The following is a 22,818-nucleotide window of genomic DNA, read 5'->3' as shown; positions in this document are numbered from 1 at the left end:
ACGTCCGGAGCTTCCCTAGAGCTTGAGCTTGCCTTCGGCCTTGAGGCCGTCAAAGGCGCGCCGCACCCGCTGCACCAGCGCGTCGGGCGTGGACTGGCTGAAGGCGGCATAGAGCCCGGTGTGTAGCTCGGCCAGGCGATGCACCTTCTCCAGCTGCGCGCAATCGAGTTGCGGCTGCCGGCACAGCACCATCCAATCCGCTTCGGTCAGTAGCACCAGATCCACCCGCTGGTTCAGGAGATGACGCACAGTCTCGACGCTCTGCGACGCCAGCAGCAAGCGGGTGAACCCCTGGCCGCGCAGGAACTGGTGGCGCACGTCGTCGCGCACCACGCCGATGCTGTAGCGGCGCGCGTCGGCGAGCCGCTCGACCGCGATGTCATGCCGCGACCGCAGGCGGTAGAAGTCATAGCTCTGCTCCATGAACGCACCGATCCACTTGAACTGCTGCTCGCGCTCGGGCGTGCGGGCAATCAGGTAGATCAGCACATTGGGCTGCTTGAGCGCCAGGTCGTAGGCGCGTGCCCAGGGGTAGATGTCGATGCGGTAATCGTCGATGCCGGCGCTGCGCAAGATCAGCTCCAGGCGCGCCGTGGCCGGCCCGCCCACGCGGTCGCCCTCGGCATAGACGAAGGGGCTGGTTTCCGTCACCAGGTGCAGGGTGGTGGCGCCCGGCTGGGCCGCGCCAGCGCCGACCGCCAGGCCCAGCAGCAGCGCCAGGGCCGCGCGCCTAGACCACATCGCCTTGATCATCCATAGCCCGCACTCCGGCTGACCTGACGCGAGCCATCTTAGCCAAGCCTGGCGCCCATATGGGATCCATTTTGCCCGCCCTGCTATGGTTCCGGCATGCTTCTCATCCAGCCGAACCGGCGCCCCTCCTGGCAAGACCTGGCCCTCGCGGCCGCGGTCTGGGGCCTGGCCTGGGCCCTGATGCTGGGCCTGGACGCTCGCCTGGGCCTGGTGAACCTGGCGCTGCTGCCGGTGCTGGCGGCCGCGCTGGCCTCGATCTGGCTGCCGGCCTGGGCGTCGATGCTCGCCAGCCTGCTGGCGGTGCTGGCCTTCAACTGGGCGTTTGTGCCGCCGCGCGGCAGCTTTGCGGTGGATGTGCCGCAGCATGGCCTGCTGCTGCTGTCGATGCTGGCGCTGAACTGGATCACCGCCGTGCTGATGGCGCGCTTGAGTTGGCAGGCCGCGCAGGCGCAACTGCACGCCAGGCGCGCCGAGCAGCTGCGCGCCTTCAGCGAGGCCTTGCGCGACAGCCCGGAGCCGCTGGCCCAGGCGCCGCTGCTGCATGAAGCGCTGGCCGGTCTGCTGGACGATGCCGTGCTGCTGATGCTGCTGAAAGACCGCCTGCCGGCCGTGAACGAGCCCGCCGCGGTGCAATGGCAGGGCGCCGCGCCGGATGCCGACCAACGTGCCGGCCTGTGGGCCTGCCTGCGCCAGGGCAGTGCCTTCGGCCCCGGCACCGGCCGGCACGAGGAATTGCAGGCCTGGTATCTGCCGCTGCGCGGGCGGCGCGCCAGCCACGGCGCCGCCTGGCTGCGCCTGCCCGGCAACACAGCCCCGGATGCCCAGCTGCGCGCCCATGCCCAGTCCCTGTGCGACCAGCTGGGCCTGGCCTTGGAACGCCAGGCCACCGAGCAGGCCGCGCAGCGCGCGCGCGACGAGGCCAGCGGCCAGGCCATGCGCAACGCCCTGCTGGCGGCGATCTCGCACGACTACCGCACGCCGCTGGCCAGCATCATGGGCGCTGCTTCCTCGTTGCTGGACCAGGACGCGCGCCTCAGCCCGGCGCAGCGCGAGCGCCTGGCCGCCACCATCGTCGACGAGACCGAGGCCCTGAGCCGCCTCACCGACAACGGCCTGCAGCTGGCGCGCCTGGACGCGCCCGGCGTGGTGCTGCGCATGGACTGGGAATCGGCCGAGGAGATCGTCGGCGCGGTGCTGCAGCGCGTGCGCCGCCGTCGCGGCGAGGCCGCCAGGCGCGTGCGTGCGCGGCTCGAGCCGGATCTGCCACTGCTGCGCTGCGATGCCCTGCTGCTCACCCAGCTGCTCGACAACCTGGTGGACAACGCGCTCAAGTACGCGCCCGGCTCGGCCATCGAGCTGCTGGTGCGTTGCGCCAGCGAGGGCGAGCAGAGCTTCATGGTGCTGGCGGTGCGCGATCGCGGCCCCGGCGTGGCGCCGGCCTGGCGCGAGCGCATCTTCAACGTCTTCCAGCGCGGTGTGGAACTCAACCGCGAGCGGCCCGACGGTGAAGAACGAAGGGGTGCCGGCGTCGGCCTGGCTGCCTGCCGCGCCATCGCCCTGGCCCATGGCGGCCGCATGAGCTACCGCGCGCGCAGCCATGGCGGTGCGAGTTTTGAATGCTGGCTGCCGCTCGTGGCGCCGCCGCTCATGAAGGATGATGAAGCATGAGTCTGCGAGTCATGCTGGTCGAGGACGACCGCGAGCTGCGCACCACGCTCAAGGGGGCGCTGCGCGTCGAGGGCTACGAGGTCGACAGCGCCGCCAGCCTGGCCGAGGGCCTGGCCCTGCTGGCGCATGGCGAGCCGCCCGATCTGCTGCTGCTGGACCTGGGCCTGCCCGATGGCGAGGGCGAGCAGCTGCTGGCCACGCTGCGCAAGGTGAAGTCGACGCCGGTGCTGGTGATCTCGGCGCGCGAGGCCGATGGCCAGAAGGTGCGCCTGCTCGACGCCGGCGCCGACGACTATCTCGTCAAGCCCTTCAGCGTCAGCGAGCTGCTGGCGCGCATGCGTGTGGCGCTGCGCCATCGCGGCGTGCACACCCAGGCGGCCATCACGCGCTACGCGCAGGGCGGCCTGGTGGTGGAGCTGGCGGCGCACCGCGTCAGCCTGGATGGCACCGAGGTGCACCTCACGCCCACCGAGTTCAACTTGCTGGCGCGCCTGGTGCGCAGCGCCGGCCAGGTGGTCACGCACCGCGCGCTGCTGGCGGACGTGTGGGGCCCCGAATACACCGAGCACACCCATTACCTGCGGCTCTACATGGCGCAGCTGCGCGCCAAGCTGGAGGCCGACCCGGCCGACCCGCAGCGCCTGCTGACCGAGCCGGGGGTGGGGTACCGGCTGGCCGACTGAGCCGACCCTTATGCGTTCCTGATGCCGGCGCCGCGATGCTGCGCCCATCCACAGCATCAGGTGATCAGCTTGTCTACCCACACACCCGCCCGCCAAGGGCTTGCCGCCCTCACGCTCGGTGCCATCGGCGTCGTCTATGGCGACATCGGCACCAGCCCGCTCTACACCGTCAAGGAAATCTTTCTGCCCGCCACCGGCGTGGCGCTCAACCCGGCCAATATCACCGGCGCGGTGTCGGTGATCATCTGGGCGCTGATGCTGGTGGTGACGCTCAAGTATGTGATCCTGATCCTGCGCGCCGACAACCGCGGCGAGGGCGGCGGCCTCGCGCTCACCGCGCTGGCGGCACAGGCGGTGCAGGGCCGGCCGGCCTTGCGTGGCGCCCTGCTGCTGCTGGGCGTGTTCGGCGCCACGCTGTTCTATGGCGACAGCGTCATCACCCCGGCGATCTCGGTGATGGGCGCGATCGAAGGCCTGGAGGTGCTGACGCCGGCGCTCAAGCCCTATGTGCTGCCGATCTCGCTGGCCATCCTGGTGGGCCTGTTCATGATCCAGCGTTTCGGCACCCACGCGGTGGGCAAGATCTTCGGGCCGGTGATCGTGCTGTGGTTCGGAGTGCTGGGGGTGATCGGCCTCATGCATATCCAGCAGCAGCCGGCCATCCTGGCGGCGCTCAACCCCCTGCATGCCTGGGCCTTCCTGAGCGAGCGCGGCTGGCACTTGTTTGCCGCGGTGGGCGCGATCGTGCTGGCGCTCACAGGCGCCGAGGCGCTTTATGCCGATATGGGCCATTTCGGCGCCAGGCCGATCCGGCTGGCCTGGACCGGCCTGGTGTTCCCGGCGCTGGCGCTCAACTACATGGGCCAGGGCGCGCTGCTGATCGGCGACCCGGGCGCGATCGAGAACCCCTTCTACCGCCTCTTCCCCGACAACCTGGTGCTGCCCGCCGTGGTGCTGGCCGCACTGGCCGCGGTGATCGCCTCGCAGGCGGTAATCTCGGGCGCCTATTCGATGACCAAGCAGGCCATCCTCTTGGGCTTTCTGCCGCGCATGGAGCTGCGCAACACCTCCGCCCGCGAGGCCGGCCAGATCTATGTGCCGGGCGTCAACTGGGCGCTGCTGGCGGGCGTGGTGGCGGCGGTGCTGCTGTTCGGCAGCAGCTCGGCGCTGGCCGGCGCCTATGGCATCGCGGTCACGCTGACCATGATGATCACCACCGTGCTGACCTTCTTCGTGGTGCGCGACGGCTGGAAGCTGCCGGCGCCGTTGGCGATCGTCGCCACGCTGTTCTTCCTCGCCATCGATGCCCTGCTGGTGGCCGGCTGCGCCATCAAGTTCCTCGATGGCGGCTGGTTCCCGCTGCTGCTGGGCCTGCTGCTGTTCGTGCTGATGAGCACCTGGCAGCGCGGCCGCCAGCTGCTGCTGCAGGGCATACGCAGCGAAGGCCTCGAGCTGGAACCCTTCATCGAGACCCTGAGCGATGCGAGCATCCACCGCGCCCAGCGCACCGCGGTCTATGCGGTGGCCAACCCCGAGACGGTGCCGCAGGCGCTGCTGCACAACCTCAAGCACAACCAGGTGCTGCACGAGACCAATGTGATCCTCACGGTGAAGTTCGCCGAGCGGCCCTGGGTGCCGGAGGCCGAGCGCGTGGCCCTGCAGGCGCTCGCGCCGGGCTTCTGGCGCGTGGCCCTGTGTTACGGCTTCATGGACCAACCCCATGTGCCCCAGGCCCTGGCCCTGTGTGCCGCCAAGGGGCTGGTGATCGAGCCCTTCGAGACCAGCTACTTCCTCAGCCGCGAGACGGTGGTGCCCACGCCCGGCGCCGGCATGGCCAACTGGCGCGAGCGCCTGTTCGCGGCGCTGAGCCGCAACGCCGGCAGCGCGGCCGAGTTCTTCCACCTGCCCGACAACGCCGTCGTGGAATTGGGCACGCGCGTGCAGATCTGAGGCCGGCGGGGCGGCTGCCTTGATCGCTTAGACTCAGCGCGGGGAGTTGTGCGATTGGCGTAAAAATGGCCTTCGCCGGCGCAGGGCGTCACGGACGAAAGGCAAACAACTTTGGGCATGGCTTGGCGTGCCGCGCGGCCAGCGCGGCGTTCATGCTTGCGGCAATGGGCCGCCTGGGGCTGCGGCGTTCTGCCGTGGTGGCCGGCGTTCGGCCAGGGCCTGGCCGGCGACCGGCTGGCGGTGATCTATCCCGAGATCGGCGAGCCCTTTCGCGCCGTGTTTGCCAAGATCCTGGAAGGCATCGATGAGCGTGCCCAGCAGCGCGTGCCGCGCATCGCGGTGGCGGCCGATGCCGACGCGCTGGCGCTCGCCAGCGAGCTGCGCCGCCGCGAGCTGAAGGTGGTGATCGCGCTGGGCCGTGCCGGCCTGCGCGTGGCGACCGCGCTGGACCCCGCCATCGAGGTGGTGGCCGGCGGCGTCATCAGCCCCAACGAGGCCGACGCCCGCGCCGCCACCCTGCTGAGCCTGGCGCCCGACCCGCTGCTGCTGATGCAGCGCCTGAAGAGCCTGCAGCCGGGGGTGAAGCGCGTCACCGTGGTCTATTCGCCGCGCCATAGCGCCTGGCTGATGCGCCATGCCCAGCCGGCGGCGCGCCAGCTCGGGCTGGAGCTGCGCGCGCTGGAGGTGGACGAGCTCAAGAGCGCCTTGCGCCAGTACCAGGACTTCTTCGCCCAGGCCGCGCCGCAGGACGCGCTGTGGCTGCCGCAGGATCCGCTCACGGTGGATGAATCGGCGGTGCTGCCGCTGGTGCTGCAGGAATGCTGGAACCGCAACCTGGCGCTGTTCTCCAGCAATCTGGGCCATGTGCGGCGCGGCGCGCTGTTCTCGCTCTATCCCAACAACCTGGAACTCGGCCGCAGCCTGGCCAGCAGCGCGCTGGCGCAGCTGGCCCGCCAGGCCGGGGCCCCGCGCGGCGCCCAGCCGCTGCGCGATGTGCATGCGGCGCTCAACACCCGCACCGCCAGCCACCTCGGGCTGGATCTCAGCCCCCAAGTCCAGCGCAGCTTCGAGCTGCTGCTGCCCGAGCGATGAGCGCCGTCTCCTTCCTGTCATCACGCGGCTGGCTGGACGCGCTGCGCCATGCCACCTTCCGCCGCCAGCTCACCGTGGTGGTGGCGGCGGGCGTGCTCAGCGTGGCGGCGGTGTCGGCGGTGGTGTCGAGTTGGCAGGGCAGCCTGCAGGTGCGCGAGACCCTGGTGCGCCAGGGCCTGAACCTGGCCACCAGCCTGGCCCAGCAAAGCCAGCTGGCGCTGCTCACCGAGGGCGCGGAGAACGCGCGCGAGCCGATCGAGCGCGCCTTCTCCTTCCCCGATGTGCTGCGCGTGGAACTGCTGCACGCCGATGGCGAGGCCCTGGTGGCGCGCGGCAACGCCCCGCCCATGGCCGCCTCCAAGCCGCAGTCCGATGCCCTGGGCCCCTATCTGGAGGCCGAGACCGACGACGCCTGGAGCTTCGTGGCGCCGGTGCGCACCCAGCCGGCCGAGGCCTCGCCCTTCGAGGCGCGGGCGCCGCGCGCCGAGCTGCTGGGCTATGTGCGCGTGACCCAGGGCAAGGCGGCGCTGGTGCAGCTGGTGCGGCGCCTGGTGGCGATCAATTTCGGCGTCGGCCTGGCGCTCTCGGCCCTGCTGCTGTGGGCGCTGCGCCTGCTGGCGCGGCGCCTGACGCGGCCGCTGGGCGAGCTGTCCGAGGTGATGCTGCGCGCCGGCGAGGGGCGCATAGGCCTGCGCGCGCGGCTCTCGGGCCCGCGCGACATCGCCAGCATGGCCCAGGTCTTCAACGGCATGATGGAGAGCCTGGAGCAGCGCGAACAGGAGCTGCAGCAGAAGAACGCCGAGCTGGCCCGCCATGCCGCCACGCTGGAGGAGCGCGTGGCCGAGCGCACCCATTCGCTCACTGCCGCCAACCGCGAGCTGCAGGGCGCGCTCGACACCTTGCGCGAGGCGCAGAAGCAGCTGGTGGAGGCCGACAAGCTGGCCTCGCTGGGCCGGCTGGTGGCGGGGGTGGCGCATGAGCTCAACACGCCGCTGGGGAATGCCCTGATCTCGGCCTCGGCGCTGGAGGCCGAACAACACCATATGAGCGAGGCGGTGAAGAGCGGCCAGGTGCGCAGAAGCGATTTCAATCGCATGCTGGCCAACAGCATCGAGGGCAATGCCCTGGTGGTGCGCAATGTGCAGCGCGCCGCCGACATCATCCGTGGCTTCAAGCAGCTGGCGCTGGACCAGACCACCGAGATGCGGCGCGAGTTCCGCGCCGACGAGGTCATCCACGAGCTGCTCGCCAGCCTGCAGCCGATGTTCCGCCACACCCCCTTCCGCATCGAGGCCGAGCTGGAGCCCGGCCTGCGCATGGACAGCTATCCCGGCCCGCTCGGCCAGGTGGTCAGCAATATCGCCCAGAACGCCCTGGTGCACGGCTTTGCCGGGCGCGCGCAGGGGCTGCTGAAGGTGCAATGCCACGCGCTGGGCGCCAACCAGGTGCAGATCATCTGCAGCGACGACGGCCAGGGCATGGACGAAGCGGTGCGCTCGCGCGTCTTCGAGGCCTTCTTCACCACCCGTTTCGGCCAGGGCGGCTCGGGCCTGGGCATGCAGATCGTGCACAGCCTGGTGACCGGCCTGCTGGGCGGCCGCATCGTGGTGGAAAGCCGGCCCGGCGCGGGCACGCGCATCCTCATCACGCTGCCGCGGCGGGCGCCGCAGCAGCAGCAACTTGCGGTCAGCCACCGCAGCGAGGCGCCATGAGCAAGCCACTCCTTGCCCTGGGCCTGCTGCTGTGCGGGCTGGCGCAGGCGCAGAGCAGCGAAGAGCAAGACCTGGCCCTGGCCTTTGGCGACAGCGCCCTGGTGAGCATCGCCACCGGCAGCGCCCAGCCGCTGCGGCGCGCGCCGGCGGTGGCCGCGGTGATCACCGCCGCCGACATCGAGGCGATGGGCGCCAGCGATCTGGACCAGGTGCTGGAGCGCGTGCCCGGCCTGCATGTCGGGCGCGGCAGCGGCACGTACACGCCGCTTTACGTGGCGCGCGGCATCTACAGCCAGTTCAATCCGCAGATCCTGATGCTGCAGAACGGCGTGCCGATGACGACCCTGCTGGTGGGCAACCGCGGCAATGGCTGGGGCGGCCTGCCGGTGCAGCACATCGCGCGCATCGAAGTCATGCTCAGCCCCGGCTCGGCGCTGTACGGCTCCGACGCCTATGCCGGCGTGATCAACATCGTCACCAAGGGGCCGCGCGATCTGCACGGCGGCGAGGCCGGCCTGCGCCTGGGCTCCTTCGGCGCGCGCGATGCCTGGCTGCAGCAGGGCGGCAAGCTCGGGCCGGCCGAATACGCCGCCTTTGTGCAGCGCGGCCGCGGCAAGGGCGCGCGCAATCTCGTCGAGGCCGATGCCCAGAGCTTCAACGACGCCACCTTCGGCTCGCATGCCAGCCTGGCGCCCGGGGCGCTCAACAACGGGCACGACAGCTGGGATGCGAACCTCGATCTGGCGCTGGAGGGCTGGCGCTGGCGCATCAACTACAAGCTGCGCGAGCTCGGCACCGGGGCCGGCATCTCGCAGGCGCTGGACCCGCAGGGCCTCTACCGCACCGAGCGCCTGGTGAGCGACCTGAGCTGGCAGCAGGCGGCGCTGCTGCCGGACCTGAGCGCCGGCTTCGGGCTCAGCGCCCTGCATTACAGCCAGCAGTTTCCGCGGCCGCTGCAGATCTACCCGGCGGGCGTGCGCTTTCCCACCGGCGTGTTTGCGGACGGCATGTTCGGCGCGCCCGAGACCTGGGAGCGCCAGTGGCGCCTGCATGCCTACCTGGGCTACGAGGGCCTGGCCCACCACAAGCTGCGCGCCGGCCTGGGCTACGAGGACCTGGACCTCTACCGCACGCGCGAGCTGAAGAACTTCGCCTTCGCCGCCAACGGCCTGCCGATCCCGCTGCCGACCATCACCGACCACAGCGACATCGACCCCTTCATGCGGCCGCAGCGCCGCAGCGTGGCCTATGCCTATCTGCAGGACGACTGGCAGCTGGCGCCCGACTGGACGCTCACCCTGGGCCTGCGGCACGACCGCTACTCCGACTTCGGCAACACCACCAACCCGCGCCTGGCCCTGGTCTGGGAGGCTGCCTACAACCTCAGCGCCAAGCTGCTCTACGGCCAGGCCTTTCGCGCGCCGGCCTTCAACGAGCAGTACAGCATCAGCAACCCGGTGGCGCGCGGCAACCCGGCGATCCGGCCCGAGACCCTGGCCACGCGCGAGGCCCAGCTGATCTGGCAGCCCGGGCGCCATCTGCAGCTCAGCCTGGCGGCCTTCGAGCACCGGCTCAGGGATCTCATCCGCACCACCCCCAATGCGCAGCCCGGCACCGGCACCACCTTCAACAACACCGGCGACCAGAGCGGGCGCGGGCTGGAGCTGAGCGGCAGCTGGGACCCGGGCGCCGGCCTGCATCTGCAGCTGAGCCTGAGCCAGCAGCGCTCGCGCGACGAAAGCAGCGGCCGCAGCCCCGGCTATGCGCCGCGCCGCCATGCCTATCTGCTGGCCGACTGGCGCGTCAGCGAGGCCTGGCAGCTGGGTGCGCAGCTCAACCGGGTGGCGGGCCGCGAGCGCCCGCCGGGTGATGTGCGCCCGCCGGTGGCCGACTACACCAATGTCGATCTGAGCCTGCGCCACGCGCCGCAGGGCGCGCGCTGGTCGGTGGCCGCGCTGCTGCGCAATGCCACCGACAGCGACCAGCGCGAGCCCAGCCTGGCGCCGGGCCGTCTCGTCAACGACCTGCCCTTGGCGCCGCGCAGCCTGAGCGTGGAGCTGGACTTCCGCTACTGAGGAGACCGCCATGATCCGCCACGCCTGCCTGCTGATGGTCTGCATGCTGAGCGCGGTGGCGCATGCCCAGACGGCCGCCGAAGAGCAAGACCTGGCCCTGGCCTTCGGCGACAGCGCCACCATCTCGGTGGCCAGCGGCGCCAGCCAGCAGCTGCGCCGCGCCCCCGCGGTGGCCAGCGTGTTCAGCGCCGAGGACATCCGCGCCAGCGGCGCCACCGACCTGACCCAGGTGCTGGAGCTGGTGCCGGGCCTGCATGTGGCGCGCTCGCTGCTGGTCTACGACCCGCAGTACCAGCTGCGCGGCGTGGGCAACACCTTCAACCAGCAGATCCTCATGCTGGTCGACGGCGTGCGGCTGCAAAACCCCGATCTGGGCGGGCAGGACGAGCTTTGGATCAGCCTGCCGGTGGACCAGATCGAGCGCATCGAGGTGATACGCGGACCCGGTTCGGCCCTGTATGGCGCGGACGCCTTCTCGGGCGTGATCGCCATCACCACCAAGCGCGGTGCCGGCCGCCGTGCCGGCGAGGCGCGCCTGACGCTGGGCAGCTATGGCACGCGCGCGCTCAGCCTGCAGCAGGGCGCGGCGCTGGGCAGCGGCAGCTGGTCGGCCTATGCGCACGCCGGGCGCAGCGCGGGGCCCGACCCCGTGGTGGAGGCCGACGCGCAGACCGCCCTGGATGCGCTGTTCGGCACCCGGGCCTCGCTCGCGCCCGGGCGCCTGCACACCGGGCACCGCGATCTCGATCTGGGCCTGCAGCTGGCCTGGCAGGAGCTGCGGTTGCAGGCGGGCTTCAAGCGCCGCGACGGCATCGGCAGCGGGGCCGGCCTGGCCCAGGCCCTGTCCGACCGCGACTGGGCCCGCTCCGACACCAGCACGCTGGCCGTGGACTACCAGCGCCAGGGGGTGGCGCCGCAATGGGATCTGCAGGCCCATGCCGCGCTGACGCGCTACCACGTGGACTCCTGGTTCGTGCTTTTCCCCGCCGGCGCCTTTGGCGGCGCCTACCCCGAGGGCATGCAGGGCGGGCCGGGCCGCGATTCGCGCGTGGCCGAGGCGTCGCTGGGCGCGGTCTACAGCGGCTGGAGCGGACATCGCTGGCGCGCCGGCCTGGGCCTGCTGGACAGCCATATGCACGACACCTGGGAAGTGAAGAACTTCAATTTCGAGTTCATCCCCGGCGTCGGCAATGTGCCGGTGCCGCTGGGCGCGCTGCAGCGCGTGGCCGATGCGGACCGCTATGTGCAGCCGCAGCGCCGCCGCGTCGCCTATGTGCTGCTGCAGGACGAATGGCAGCTGGCCAAGGATTGGACGCTCACCGCCGGCCTGCGCCACGACCACTACGACGACGTCGGTGGTACCACCAACCCGCGCGTCGCGCTGGTCTGGGATGCCGCCTACAACCTCACCGTCAAGGCCCTGCACGGCCAGGCCTTCCGCGCGCCCAGCTTCGCCGAGCTGCACAACATCAACAACCCGGTGAACCTGGGCAATCCGCGCCTGCGGCCCGAGCGCATGCGCACCACCGAGCTGGTGGCCGACTGGCAGGCCAGCGCCGATCTGCACCTGGTGCTGAACCTGTTCGACTACCGCATGCGCGACATCATCCGGCCGGTGCCGAATGCCGATCCGCTCACCGGCACCACGGCGGCCAACCTGGGCAGCCAGCATGGCCGCGGCCTGGAGCTGGAAGGGCATTGGCAGGCCGGTCCGGACTGGCGCCTGGTGGGCAGCTATGCCTACCAGCACAGCGTGGACGGGCTGACGGGGCGGGCCAGCGCCGATGCGCCGCGCCAGATGCTGAAGCTGGGGGCCGACTGGCGCTGGGGCCCGGACTGGGCGCTGAACCTGCAGGCCCGCCACGTCGCCGACCGCGCGCGCGCCGCCGGCGACGCCCGCGCGCCCATCAAGGACTACAGCCTGCTGGACCTGAGCCTGCACTGGCGCCGCGAGGCGCAGCAGGGCTGGAGCCTGCAGCTGGGGCTGCGCAACGCGCTGGACGCCGACGCGCGCGAGCCCAGCCCGGCGCCCGGCAATATCCCCAATGACTTCCCGCTGGCGCGGCGTAACTGGGTGCTGGAGGCGGGCTACCGCTTCTAGCCTGCCGGCGGCGGCGTTCTAGAATCCGCCCCCCGGCGCCATCCAGGCGCCCAGCCAGCGCGTCCATGAACATCGTCGTCAACGAAGAACTCAAAGCCTATATCGATCCGCTCACCCCCGATGAGCATGCCGCGCTGGAGCGCAGCATCCTGGCCGAGGGCTGCCGCGACGCGCTGGTGTTGTGGGGCGAGGTGCTGGTGGACGGGCACAACCGCTACGGCATCTGCGTCAAGCATGGCCTGCCCTTCCAGACGGTGCAGAACCCGCGCTTCAAGTCGATCGAGGACGTGCACCTCTGGATGATCGACCAGCATCTGGGCCGGCGCAGCGTGTCGGACTTCCAGCGCGGCGTGCTGGCGCTGCGCAAGAAGGAGATCGTGGCGGCGCGCCGCGCGGTCGCCCTGCACACCGAGCCCGACGAGAGCCGTGCCGATGCGCCGCAGCTGCCGCCCACCGACCCGCTCAACACGCGCGAGGCGATTGCCAAGGCGGCGCGCATCAGCAGCAACCAGGTGGTGCTGATCGAGAAGATCCAGAAGCAGGCCGCGCCCGAGCTGGTGGCAGCCGTCAAGTCGGGCGAGATCACCATCAGCGCCGCCGCCGCGGTGGCCAGCCTGCCGGTGGAAGAGCAGGTGGCCGCGGCCGCCGCCGGCAAGACCGAGCTCAAGCAGGCCGCCAAGCGCGCGCGTGCCGCCAAGGCCAGGCCGGCGAAGGCGGCCGAGGCGGCGGCGGCCGATCAGGCGGAGGGGGCCGAACAGGCCGCCGCGCAAGACCTGACCCCGCTGAGCGAGTCTGAGGCCGACGAGCTGCAGCGCCTGCGCGCCCGCGTGGCCGAGCTGACGGTGGAAAACGCCGTGCTACGCCAGCAGCTCGCCGCCCTGCAGCGCTGAATTCATGGCCGCATAGCCCAGGCCCTGGCCGAACAGGCCGGCCGTGGCCTGCTGCTGCAGGAAATCGCGGATCTGCGCCTGGGCCTGCCCATAGGCCTGCAGGAAGGGAGCCGGCCCGACGCTGAAGCGCCGCGCCCCGGCCGCATGCAGCTGCTCGATCGCCGGCATGCCGGGCAGCACCATCAGGTTCAGCGGCATGCCGATGGCCGGGGCCAGGCTGCGCACCTCGTCGACGCTGGCGAGGCCGGGCAGAAAGGCGCCGTCGGCGCCCGCCTCGCGGTACAGGCGCAGCCGCTCCAGGCTCATCGCCACGGCCGCCGCCCCGCTGGCCAGCCGGCGCAGATAGACGTCGCTGCGCGCGTTGATGAAGAAGGGCCGGTCGCTGCCCAGCGCGCTGCGGATGGCCGCGATCTTGGCCGCCAGCAGGGCGGGGGCCTGGTCGCCGTCTTCGAGATTGATGCCCACCGCGCCGGCGTCGGCGACGTCGCGGGCCAGCGCGGCCACGGCGGCCGGGTCGGCGCTGTAGCCATCCTCCAGGTCGACACTCAGCGGCACGCTCAGCACCCGGGCCAGGCGGCGCACCGCGGCCAGCAGCTCCGCGGGCGGCAGGGCGCCGCCATCGGCATAACCGAGCGACCAGGCCAGCGAGGCGCTGGAAGTGGCGATGGCCGGCGCGCCGGCCAGCTCGAACAGGCGCGCGCTGGCGGCGTCCCAGGCATTGGGCAGCAGCAGCGGCGCCGGGGCCTGGTGCAGGGCTTGGAAGCGGTGGAAGGCGGTCATGGCAGGTCTCGAGGAATGAGCCTGCATGCTAGGCGGCGCGCCGACGCGCGTCTGGCCGTTTCCGGACCTCTGCCTCCGGGCGCCCTACAGCGGCAGCTCGGTGTAGTACCTGCCGCCGTGGAAGATCAGCGGCTGGGCGCTTTCGGCGAAGCTGCAGCGCTCCACCTCGCCGACGAAGATGACGTGATCGCCCTCCTCGTACTGGCTGCGGTTGGCGCATTCGAACACCGCGGCCACGCCCTCCAGCACGGGCGCACCGCCGGCGCCCTCGCGCCAGGCCACGCCGGCAAAGCGGTCGATGTCGCGGGTGGCGAAGCGCTGCGCCAAGGCCTTCTGGTCGGCCGCCAGGATGTTGATGGCGTAATGCGAGCCGCGGCTGAACACCGGCATCGAGCCGGCGCGCTGGGCCAGGCTCCACAGCACCAGCGGCGGCGCCAGCGACACCGAGTTGAAGGAGTTGGCCGTCAGGCCCACCAGGCTGCCGTCGGGCGCGCGCGCGGTCACGATCGTCACGCCGGTGGCAAACATGCCCAGGGCCGAGCGGAACTGCAGGGTGTCGAGCGGGTCGGCGGCAGTGGCCTGGCTGGGAACGGAGGGCGACAGGGTCATGCGCCTATTGTCAGGGCAGAGCGAATGCCCCCGCATTCTCTGCGGCAGATCAAATCCGCCGGCTGCGGAATTTGCGCTGCCTCATGACCGCGATCGCCGCGATGGGTTGCACTGCGCTCATGACAGCAGAGGATGGGAGACCCTTATGTTGCCTTGGACCATATTGCCCACGGGCCTGGACGCCTGCGGCCCGCAAGGGATCAGCGGCGACTGCGATCTGACCCTGCTCAACCAGCAGCGCCTGCATGGCCGGCTGGATCAGTTTCACGATGGCGATCGCTCCATCGACCTGCGCATGGCGCGCCAGCGCGGGCTCGTGAGCCTGCCGCTGCGCGAGGTGCAATGGCTGCGCATGCGCGCGCCCGCCGAGGCCGCCGCGGCGCTGGCCGCCGCACCGGCGGCGGCGGTGCCGATCCGCCTCAGCGGCCCTTGCGCCCGGCCGGTGCCGGGCCTGTGCCTGCGCTCGCGCGCGGTGCCGGGCGGGCTCTGGCTGGACCTGCTGGATGCCCAGGGCGAGGTGCACCGCTGGTTCGTGCACGACGTGCCGCAGGTGGAGCTGAAGCGCTTGAACTGAGGGGGCAGCGTCAGCGCAGCATCGCCACGGCGGTGCCGAGCAGCACATAGGTTTCCAGTTCGGCGCTGTCCACCCAGGCTTGCGGCCAGGCGCTCCATACCACCGCCACCACCTGTTCGGCGGGGTTGATGTAGATGAACTGCCCGTAGATGCCCTCGGCGGTAAAGGCGCCGTCGTGCATCTCCAGCGCATCCGCCCCGGTGGGGAAGGACCACCACTGGTAGCCGTAGCCCAGCGGGTAGCCCGGGTAGAGCTGGCCGCAGGCGGTGGTGGCCGAGTCGGGGTGGCCGGCGAGATCGCGCCAGCCCGACGGCAGCACGGCCAGGCCGTCGATACGGCCCTGTTGAAGTACGAACTGGCCCAGCCGCCCGTAGTCGCGCAGCGTGGCGCTGAAGTTGTTGCCGCCCATCTCGAGGCCGCCGACGCCGTCGAGCATCCAGTAGCCGTCGGCCTCCATGCCCATCGGGGCCCAGATCTTTTGCGACAGATAGTCGCTCAGGGTCCTGCCGGTGGCGCGCGCGATCACCGCGCCCAGCACATAGCTTTCGCCGGTGCTGTAGCAGAACGCCGTGCCCGGCGCGGCGGCGCGTGGGCGCGAACGCATCAGCTCCATCACCGTGCCGCGGCCCCCGCTGGAGCAGGCCTGGGCCAGCCTGGCGATGTCGGAGTCAGCGCCGGCGCTGTAGTCCTCGTTCCAGGCCACGCCCGAGCACATGCGCAGCAGCTCGCGGATTGTGTTGGCCTGGTAGGCGCTGCCCGCCAACTCGGGCAGGTAGCGCGTCAAGGGTTCGTCCAGGCTGGCGATGCTGCCGTCCTTGAGCGCCGCGCCCATCAGGGTGGCAGTGAGCGACTTGGCTGCCGAAAACGAGGTCCAGCACGTGCTGGCGTCGTTGCCCATCGCGTAGCGCTCCAGCGCCACCTCGCCGTTCTTCAGGATCAGCAGGCCGCTGCTGCGCTGGCGCTGCATGTAGTCATCGATGCTGTAGGAACGGTCTGCCAGGCTGTAGCTCAGCCCCGACAGCTGGCGGGCATGCGCGGTCAGTGGCTTGGCAGCGCTGCCGCGCCGTATCACCCGGGTGGGCGCCAGCCGGTCGGCATGTCGAAAGGTCGCGATCTGGTTTTCCGGCGTGGTCGTGAGCAGGCTGGGCGAGACGCGCTCGTCAATCTCGTCCGCGCCGCCGCAGCAGCCGGCCAGCCAGGGCAGACTGCCCAAGGCGAGCCGGCTCATCAGTTGCAGCGAGCCGCGTCTGCTGTAGGTGGGTCTCATCATGTCTCCGTCCTTGTGGGTGCTTGGGGAGGCGCGTCGGCCTCGGCGGCAGGGTAGGCGGGGGGGCGCGCGGCGCACGAGTTCGCAGATGCAGGGTCCGCAAATGAGGAGGCTTCGCAAGCACGCGCCGGGCGGCTAAGCTGGGGCGCCGCGCGAATCCTGCCCGCATGTCCGACCCCCTCAGTCCCGCCACCTTGGAGCGCTTCAGCGCCGCCCTGCTGCGGCTGGGGGCCTTGGCCCATGAGGCCAGCGCCGCCGAATTTCTGGGCCAGGCCGTCAGCGTCCTGAGGGCGCAGATCCCCTTTGCACGCGGTTGGTGGGGCCTGGGCACCGATCTCGGCCCCGGCAAGGTGCCGGCCATCTATCAGACCCAGACGATCGGCCTGCCGGACAGCTTTACCGCCGAGTGGCGCGCCATCGCGCTGGTGGACAGCTTTGCCGAGACCACGCTCAGGCAGGCCGGCCAGGTGCAGCGCTTCGAGGCTTCGCAGGACGACGACTCGCCCGCGGAGGTCGCGGCATTCAGCCAGCGCCATGGCCTGCACCATGGCATGGCCTTGCGCATCGACGCGCTGGCGAGCGGGCATGGCTTCTTCATGGTCGTGTACCGCGACGCCGCGGCTGCGCCGTTCGACGCGGCCGAGGCGCTGCTGTTCAAGCAACTGTTGCTGCATGCGTTGCAGCTGTGGCATCAGCGCCTGCGCGACGCCTTGTCTGCCGTGGCGCAGGAGGAGTTGGCGCGCGCCGCGGTGGCGGCGCTGCCCGACGGGCGCCTGCTGTTCGCCGGCCCGGCCCTGTGCGAACTGCTGTGGTCGCATTGGCCGCAATGGGACGGCATCACGTTGCCGGCCGAACTGCTGGCCCAGCTGCGGCGCCTGCCCCAGCAGCTGCGCCTGCCCGGCGGCACGCTGCACGCCAGCCGCTGCGGCGAACAGCTCTGGCTGCTGCGGCGCGCCGAGGCCGGTGGCCGGCCCGGGCTGGCGCCGCGCAAGATGCGGGTGGTGCATCTGTTTGCCGAGGGCCAGTCCTACAAGGAGATTGCGCGCGAGCTGGCCCTGAGCCCGGCGACGGTGCGCACCTATCTGCGCGACGCCTATCTGAGCCTGGGGGTCAGCAACAAGATCGAGCTGGGCGAGGCGCTGCGAGGCCAGGGGCGGACCGCCCGGACTCCCTAGAATCCGCGCATGTCATCGACCCCCAGCGCCGCCCTGCCGCCCCCGCAGCAACAGCCCACCCTCAGCGCCCGCGCTGCGGCCTTCTACCGCCTGGTGGTGGTCTGCCTGCTGGGCTTTGCCTCCGGCCTGCCGCTGGCGTTGACCGGCCAGGCCATGCAGGCCTGGCTCTCGGCCGAGGGCCTGGACGTGGCCACCATCGGCTTTCTGAGCCTGGTGGGCATGCCCTATACCTTCAAGTTTCTGTGGGCGCCGCTGATGGACCGCTTCGAGCTGCCGCTCCTGGGCCGGCGCCGTGGCTGGATAGCCCTCACCCAGCTCTTGCTGGCCGGTGCGCTGCTGCTGATGGCCGGCACCTCGCCGGGTGCGGCCACGCGCGCCTTTGCGCTGCTGGCGGTGCTGGTGGCCTTTCTCTCGGCCTCGCAGGATGTGGTGATCAATGCCTACAGCACCGATGTGCTGGCCGCCAGCGAGCGCGGCCTGGGCAGCTCGCTGCAGGTGGTGGGCTACCGCATGGCGATGATTCTCTCGGGCGGCGTGGCCTTTATCTGGGTGGACGTGGCGCAGGGCGGCGGCTGGAGCTGGCCCGAGGTCTACCGGCTGATGGCCGGTCTGATGCTGGCCGCCGCCGCCTTCTCGGCGCTGGCGCTGCCGCGCCTCAGGCAGGCCGCCGCGCCGGCCAGCGTGGCACGCCATGACATCCTGGGCTTTGCCGCCGTGGTGCTGGCGGTCATTGCCGGCGTGCTGCTCACCGAGCAAGCCCTGACCCCCGCGATCAAGGCCCTGCTGGCGCCGCTGTGGGCCGGCAGCAGCGTGGCCGCCGGCCTGCAGGCCAAATGGACCGACCTGCTGATCCTGCTGGCCGGCATCGCGCTGACCCTGCCGCTGACCGCCTGGGCGGCGCGCGCGGCGCGCTTCGAGACCCTGCTGGGCGGCCTGCGCAACTACTTCGGCCAGCCCGGCGCGGCGGCCTTCCTGGCCTTCATCGTGCTCTACAAGCTGGGCGATGCCTTTGCCGGCGCGCTGATGACGCCCTTCCTGCTCAAGGCCCTGCATTTCGGCACCGCCGAGGTGGGCGTGGCCAACAAGGTGTTCGGGCTCTGGCTCACCATCGGCGGCGCCATCGTCGGCGGCGCGCTGATGCTGCGTATCGGCATGTGGCGCGCGCTGATGGCCTTCGGCATCCTGCAGGCGGCCAGCAATCTGGGTTTCTGGTGGCTGGCCCAGTATGGCGCCGGCAGCCTCGGCGCCCTCACGGTGCCGGCCTTCGACTGGGGCTTCGTGAAGCTGGCCCAGGCCACCCAGGTGGATGGCAGCCTGCTGATGGTGGTGGCGCTGGAGAACCTCAGCGGCGGCATGGGCACGGCGGCCTTCCTGGCCTTCATGATGAGCTTGTGCAACCAGCGCTTCACCGCCACCCAGTTCGCCCTGCTCTCGGCCTTCGCCTCGGTGGGCCGGGTCTGGGTGGGGCCGCTGGCGGGGGTGCTGGCCGAGGCGATCGGCTGGCCCGATTTCTTCCTCGTCTCCATCGTGCTGGCGCTGCCGGCGCTGTGGCTGCTGAAGAAGCTGCGCGCCAGCGTGGAGGCGCTTGAAGTTCCGGCGAACGCCTCCAACTTGGACGACTGATCATGAGCACGAATTTCGACGCGGGCGCCGACGCCCATCTCCCCAGCGCCCCGCGCTACGGCTTTGGCCGCTGCGAGTGCCGCGGCTGCGCGGCCGCGCAACCGCAGCGCCGCCTCTTCACCGGCCTGCTGGCAGCGGGCGGCACCCTCGCGGCCACGCCGCTATGGGCGCGCGAGGGCGTCAACGTGGGCAAGAAGAGCTGGGCCGCCGATCTGGTGCCGGCCCAGCAGGTCGAGCAGGCCGCCGCCCAGCAGTATGTGCAGATGCAGCGCGAGGCGGCGCAGCAGCGCGCGCTGGCGCCCGCCAACCATCCGCAGGTGATCCGCCTGCGCGAGATTGCCAAGCGCATCATCCCGCACGCCTATGAGTGGAACCCGCGCGCCAAGGACTGGCGCTGGGAGGTGAACCTGTTCGCCAGTCAGCAGCTGAATGCCTTCTGCATGCCGGGCGGCAAGATCGCCTTCTATTACGGCATCCTCGAGAAGCTCAAGCTGGAGGACGACGAGGTTGCCACCATCATGGGCCACGAGGTTGCGCATGCGCTGCGCGAGCATGCGCGCGAGCGCATGGGCAAGAACGGGCTGACGCGCCTGGGCGCCAACGTGGTCTCATCGCTGCTGGGCCTGGGCAATGTGGGCGACGCGCTGCTGGGCATGGGCAGCCAGCTGCTCACCCTGACCTTCAGCCGCGAGGACGAGACCGAGGCCGATCTGGTGGGCATGGAGCTGGCCGCGCGCGCCGGCTACGACCCGGTGGCCGGCGTGAGCCTCTGGCAGAAGATGGGCCAGGTCTCCAAGGGCGCGCCGCCGCAATGGCTCAGCACCCACCCCTCGGGCCCGACGCGCATCCGCGACATCGAGGCCAGCCTGCCCCAGGTGGCGGGCCTGTACCAGCGTGCCGAGAAGCCGACGCGGCGCTTCGAGATCGCGCCGCCGATCTCTTCTTCCAACCGCCCCTCTTAAGTTCCCCGCACGTAGGGGTTGCTGCGGCGCTCCACGCCGAAGCTGCTCTCCGGCCCGTGGCCGGGGATGAAGACGGTGTCGTCGCCCATTGGCCAGAGCCGCTGGGTGATGGAGTGGATCAGCTCGTTGTGGTTGCCACCGGGGAAGTCGCTGCGCCCCACGCCGCCGGCAAACAGCACATCGCCGACGAAGGCGCGCTTGGCCGCGGCCGAGAAGAACACCACATGGCCGGGCGTGTGGCCGGGGCAGTGGCGCACCTGCAATTCCTGCTTGCCGATGCGCACATGGTCGCCGTCGTGCAGCCACTGCGTGGGCGCGAAGGGCTCCGCCGGCGGGAAGCCGAACATCTGGCTCTGCTGCGGCAGGCCGTCGATCCAGAATTGGTCGCCCGGATGCGGGCCGATCACCGGCAGCCCCAGCTCGCGCGCCAGCTGGCCGGTGCCGCCGGCATGGTCGATATGGGCGTGAGTGAGCCAGATCGCCTTCAGGTGCAGGCCCAGGCGCTGCACCTCGGCCAGCAGCTTGGTGATCTCGCCGCCCGGGTCGATCAGCGCCGCGTCCAGGGTCTCGTCACACCAGACCAGGGAGCAGTTCTGCTGGAAGGCGGTGACGGGGATTGTTTGGTAGCGCAGCGACATGGTGGGAGCGGCCTGGGGACGAGACATCGTTGGGGCGCTCAATGTAGCGAACTTTGCGGCGCGGCAGCGAACTGCGTCACGGACGCGCATGCCGCCGCCGTGGTGGAATCGAGCCAGGCGCGCGCCAACCGGACCCATCCCATGAGCATCAATGTCGATCTTCGCCAGTTGGTCTATGCCCTCTCGGACGCGCTGGATCTGGTGGGTGTGGACGACATCGCGCATGGCAAGCGCGTCGGCGTGATGGCGGCCGAATGCGCCAAGGCGATGCAGTGGCCGGCGGCGGAGGTGCACTTCCTGTTCGACCTGGGCCTGCTGCACGACATCGGCGTGTCCAGCACCGCCACCCACCAGCACCTGATCGCCGAGTTCGACTGGGCCGGCTCGCAAGCCCATGCGGAAACGGGCTACGGCTTGCTGAAGGACTTCGCCCCCCTGGCGCGCATGGCGCTGCCGGTGCGCTACCACCACACGCGCTGGGACGCCCTGCTGGCCGACCGGCAGCTGCCGCTGGAACTGGCGCGCCAGGCCAATCTGATCCTGCTGGCGGACCGCGTGGACGCGATGGCCGCGCCCTTCTTTGCCGGCGGCCAGGTGTTGCAGCATCGCGAGCCGATCCGCCGGGAAATCGCCGCGCGCGCCGGCAGCTATTTCGCGCCCGAACTGGTAGAGGCGTTTCTGGCGGTGTCGGCGCATGAGGCGTTCTGGCTCAACCTCGAATCGAATGCGCTCGCCAACTACCTGGCCGACATGCTGGCCACCGCCCAGCCCTACCAGGCCAGCAACGCCGAGCTGATGCAGCTGGCGACGATCTTCGCGCAGATCGTCGATGCGAAAAGCAGCTTCACCCACACCCATTCGCTGGGTGTGGCCAGGGTCGCGCGCCGCCTGGCCGAGCACATGGGCGTCAGCGTGGATCATTGCGAGAAGCTCGAGATCGCCGGCCTGCTGCACGACCTGGGCAAGTTGCGCGTGCCCGATGCGATCCTGGAAAAGCCCGCGCCGCTGGACGAGGACGAGCGCCTGGTGATGCGCAGCCACAGCTTCGAGACCATGCAGATCCTCAAGAAGGTGAGGGGCTTCGAGGAGATCGCCAGCTGGGCCGCGGACCACCACGAGGCGCCCAGCGGCCTGGGTTATCCGCATGGCCTGGACGGCGCCAAGCTGGCGCTGGAGGCGCGCATCCTGCGCGTGGCCGACATCTTCCAGGCCATGGTGCAGGACCGCCCCTATCGCCCGGGCCTGTCGCGCCAGGCGGTGTCGCACTTCATGGCGGAGCTGCAGGGGCGCAACAGCATCGACGCCTCGATCGGCGGCGTGCTGCAGGCCCATCTGGATGAACTGATTCAGCTGGCGCGCGCCAGCGCCTGAAGCGCGTCCAGCTCAAACACCACCCGCACCAGCTGCGGCCCATCGGGGTGGGCGCGCGTGCCGGCGCCCAGGCCGCGCATCAGCACCAGCATGCGGCGGTTCTCCACCAGCACATCGCCGGTGAGCGCGCGCAGGCCCTGCGCACGCGCATGGCCGGACAGGCGTGCCATCAGGGCGCGACCCAGGCCCAGGCTCTGCCAGTCGTCGGCCACGGCGATGGCGAACTCGGCCTCGTCGGGATGCGTGGGGCTGCGCACATAGCGGGCGTCCGCCACCAGCTGCGGCGCCGGCTGCGCGGGCAACGGCCACAGCGCCTGCGCCACCAGGGCCACATGCTGGTGCTGGTCCACCTCGGTCATCTGGCGCAGCAGCTCGGGGCTGAGCTGACGCAGGCCGACGTGGAAGCGCTTGTGGCGCGCGTCCAGCGACAGGCCCGCCACAAAAGCCTGGGTGGCGGCGGCATCCTGTGCGCCGATGGCGCGCAGCAGCACGGCGCGGCCGCGCGGCAGGCGCAGCCGCTCGGCGCTGAGGGCCAGGCCCGGCCTGGCAATGGCTGCGGTGCTCATCACAGCGCTGCGCAGCCGGCGTGTGCCGGGCGCAGCTCCAGCACCGCCGGGCCGCCCAGGGCGCAGACCAGCAGTTCTTCGCTGCCGCCCACGGCCATGCCCTGGCCGGCCTCGAGCACGATGTCGCGCAGGTCGTGGTCAATGGTCACCCACAGGGTGCCGGCCGCGCTGGCCAGGTAGGCTGACCTGGCGCCGCTCAGGCGCGAGACCTGGCCGCGTTCCAGCCGCAGCTGGGCTTGTTCGGTGCTGATCAACATGGCGGGCTCCTTGATGTAGGGGCGATGCATGCGAGGTCTGCATGCGCGCCGGTCCCGCAATAGGTGCTTGCA

20 protein-coding genes are annotated in these 22,818 nt (G+C 70.9%); 13 read left to right on the top strand and 7 right to left on the bottom strand.

The features are described 5' to 3' along the window. Positions 1-15 precede the first annotated feature (15 nt). On the bottom strand, positions 16-741 hold the full coding sequence (locus PFX98_RS06140) for a substrate-binding periplasmic protein (protein ID WP_285234297.1): 726 nt from the start codon (positions 739-741) through the stop codon (positions 16-18). Between the two features lie 108 nt (positions 742-849). Between PFX98_RS06140 and PFX98_RS06135 the strand changes: the two genes are divergently transcribed. From PFX98_RS06135 to PFX98_RS06100, 8 genes are all read left to right on the top strand, one after another. Then, a complete protein-coding gene (locus PFX98_RS06135) occupies positions 850-2,421 on the top strand; it encodes a sensor histidine kinase (protein WP_285234296.1) in 1,572 nt (523 codons plus the stop codon). After that, a complete protein-coding gene (locus tag PFX98_RS06130) occupies positions 2,418-3,104 on the top strand; it encodes a response regulator (RefSeq protein ID WP_285234295.1) in 687 nt (228 codons plus the stop codon). Before PFX98_RS06135 ends, PFX98_RS06130 begins: the two co-directional genes overlap by 4 nt. 69 nt (positions 3,105-3,173) lie before the next feature. Beyond that, positions 3,174-5,054 (top strand): potassium transporter Kup, encoded by a 1,881-nt coding sequence (locus PFX98_RS06125; protein WP_285234294.1) that lies wholly within the window; start codon positions 3,174-3,176, stop codon positions 5,052-5,054. Positions 5,055-5,210: 156 nt separating this feature from the next. Beyond that, positions 5,211-6,146, top strand: a complete 936-nt coding sequence (locus tag PFX98_RS06120) for an ABC transporter substrate binding protein (RefSeq protein WP_285234293.1) — start codon at positions 5,211-5,213, stop codon at positions 6,144-6,146. Continuing rightward, entirely contained in the window at positions 6,143-7,858 is a 1,716-nt protein-coding gene (locus PFX98_RS06115) for a sensor histidine kinase (RefSeq protein ID WP_285234292.1), read from the top strand. Before PFX98_RS06120 ends, PFX98_RS06115 begins: the two co-directional genes overlap by 4 nt. After that, positions 7,855-9,933, top strand: coding sequence for a TonB-dependent receptor plug domain-containing protein (locus tag PFX98_RS06110; RefSeq protein WP_285234291.1), 2,079 nt, complete (start codon positions 7,855-7,857; stop codon positions 9,931-9,933). Before PFX98_RS06115 ends, PFX98_RS06110 begins: the two co-directional genes overlap by 4 nt. A gap of 10 nt (positions 9,934-9,943) precedes the next feature. Continuing rightward, positions 9,944-12,034, top strand: a complete 2,091-nt coding sequence (locus tag PFX98_RS06105; RefSeq protein WP_285234290.1) for a TonB-dependent receptor plug domain-containing protein — start codon at positions 9,944-9,946, stop codon at positions 12,032-12,034. 65 nt (positions 12,035-12,099) lie between these two features. After that, the gene (locus tag PFX98_RS06100; protein ID WP_285234289.1) at positions 12,100-12,924 is read left to right on the top strand and encodes a ParB N-terminal domain-containing protein; all 825 of its coding nucleotides are present in this window, start codon (positions 12,100-12,102) and stop codon (positions 12,922-12,924) included. Here PFX98_RS06100 and PFX98_RS06095 read toward each other — a convergent pair. Next, complete coding sequence (locus tag PFX98_RS06095) at positions 12,892-13,704, bottom strand: isocitrate lyase/PEP mutase family protein (protein WP_285234288.1); 813 nt, start codon at positions 13,702-13,704, stop codon at positions 12,892-12,894. The two genes, PFX98_RS06100 and PFX98_RS06095, sit on opposite strands and share 33 nt — an antisense overlap. Positions 13,705-13,788: 84 nt before the next feature. Next, entirely contained in the window at positions 13,789-14,313 is a 525-nt protein-coding gene (locus tag PFX98_RS06090; protein ID WP_285234287.1) for a flavin reductase family protein, read from the bottom strand. A 145-nt stretch (positions 14,314-14,458) separates the two neighbouring features. Here PFX98_RS06090 and PFX98_RS06085 point away from each other — a divergent pair, with 145 nt between their 5' ends. Then, on the top strand, positions 14,459-14,887 hold the full coding sequence (locus tag PFX98_RS06085; RefSeq protein WP_285234286.1) for a hypothetical protein: 429 nt from the start codon (positions 14,459-14,461) through the stop codon (positions 14,885-14,887). 10 nt (positions 14,888-14,897) lie between these two features. On the opposite strand, the gene PFX98_RS06080 is transcribed toward PFX98_RS06085, so the two are convergent. Further along, entirely contained in the window at positions 14,898-16,157 is a 1,260-nt protein-coding gene (locus PFX98_RS06080; RefSeq protein ID WP_285234285.1) for a serine hydrolase domain-containing protein, read from the bottom strand. 164 nt (positions 16,158-16,321) lie between these two features. Between PFX98_RS06080 and PFX98_RS06075 the strand changes: the two genes are divergently transcribed. Genes PFX98_RS06075 through PFX98_RS06065 form a run of 3 tightly spaced genes read left to right on the top strand, consistent with a single transcriptional unit; the run spans position 16,322 to position 19,914 of the window. Next, entirely contained in the window at positions 16,322-17,329 is a 1,008-nt protein-coding gene (locus PFX98_RS06075; RefSeq protein WP_285234284.1) for a helix-turn-helix transcriptional regulator, read from the top strand. Between the two features lie 9 nt (positions 17,330-17,338). Then, the gene (locus tag PFX98_RS06070) at positions 17,339-18,952 is read left to right on the top strand and encodes an AmpG family muropeptide MFS transporter (RefSeq protein ID WP_285234283.1); all 1,614 of its coding nucleotides are present in this window, start codon (positions 17,339-17,341) and stop codon (positions 18,950-18,952) included. A gap of 2 nt (positions 18,953-18,954) precedes the next feature. After that, a complete protein-coding gene (locus PFX98_RS06065; RefSeq protein ID WP_285234282.1) occupies positions 18,955-19,914 on the top strand; it encodes a M48 family metallopeptidase in 960 nt (319 codons plus the stop codon). On the opposite strand, the gene PFX98_RS06060 is transcribed toward PFX98_RS06065, so the two are convergent. Then, a complete protein-coding gene (locus tag PFX98_RS06060; protein ID WP_285234281.1) occupies positions 19,911-20,552 on the bottom strand; it encodes an MBL fold metallo-hydrolase in 642 nt (213 codons plus the stop codon). The two genes, PFX98_RS06065 and PFX98_RS06060, sit on opposite strands and share 4 nt — an antisense overlap. 141 nt (positions 20,553-20,693) lie before the next feature. On the opposite strand from PFX98_RS06060, the gene PFX98_RS06055 reads away from it, so the two are divergent. Continuing rightward, complete coding sequence (locus tag PFX98_RS06055; RefSeq protein ID WP_285234280.1) at positions 20,694-21,923, top strand: HD domain-containing phosphohydrolase; 1,230 nt, start codon at positions 20,694-20,696, stop codon at positions 21,921-21,923. Here the strand turns inward: PFX98_RS06055 and PFX98_RS06050 are convergent. Next, on the bottom strand, positions 21,899-22,489 hold the full coding sequence (locus tag PFX98_RS06050; RefSeq protein WP_285234279.1) for a GNAT family N-acetyltransferase: 591 nt from the start codon (positions 22,487-22,489) through the stop codon (positions 21,899-21,901). The genes PFX98_RS06055 and PFX98_RS06050 overlap by 25 nt on opposite strands. Continuing rightward, positions 22,489-22,746, bottom strand: a complete 258-nt coding sequence (locus tag PFX98_RS06045) for a DUF2917 domain-containing protein (protein ID WP_285234278.1) — start codon at positions 22,744-22,746, stop codon at positions 22,489-22,491. Before PFX98_RS06045 ends, PFX98_RS06050 begins: the two co-directional genes overlap by 1 nt. Positions 22,747-22,818 lie beyond the last annotated feature (72 nt).

The sequence above is a fragment of the Paucibacter sediminis genome (genome assembly GCF_030254645.1).
GTDB lineage: Bacteria > Pseudomonadota > Gammaproteobacteria > Burkholderiales > Burkholderiaceae_C > Paucibacter_B > Paucibacter_B sediminis.
The sequence above is the reverse complement of the archived record's forward strand: the minus strand, read 5'-3'. Positions and strand labels throughout refer to the sequence as shown.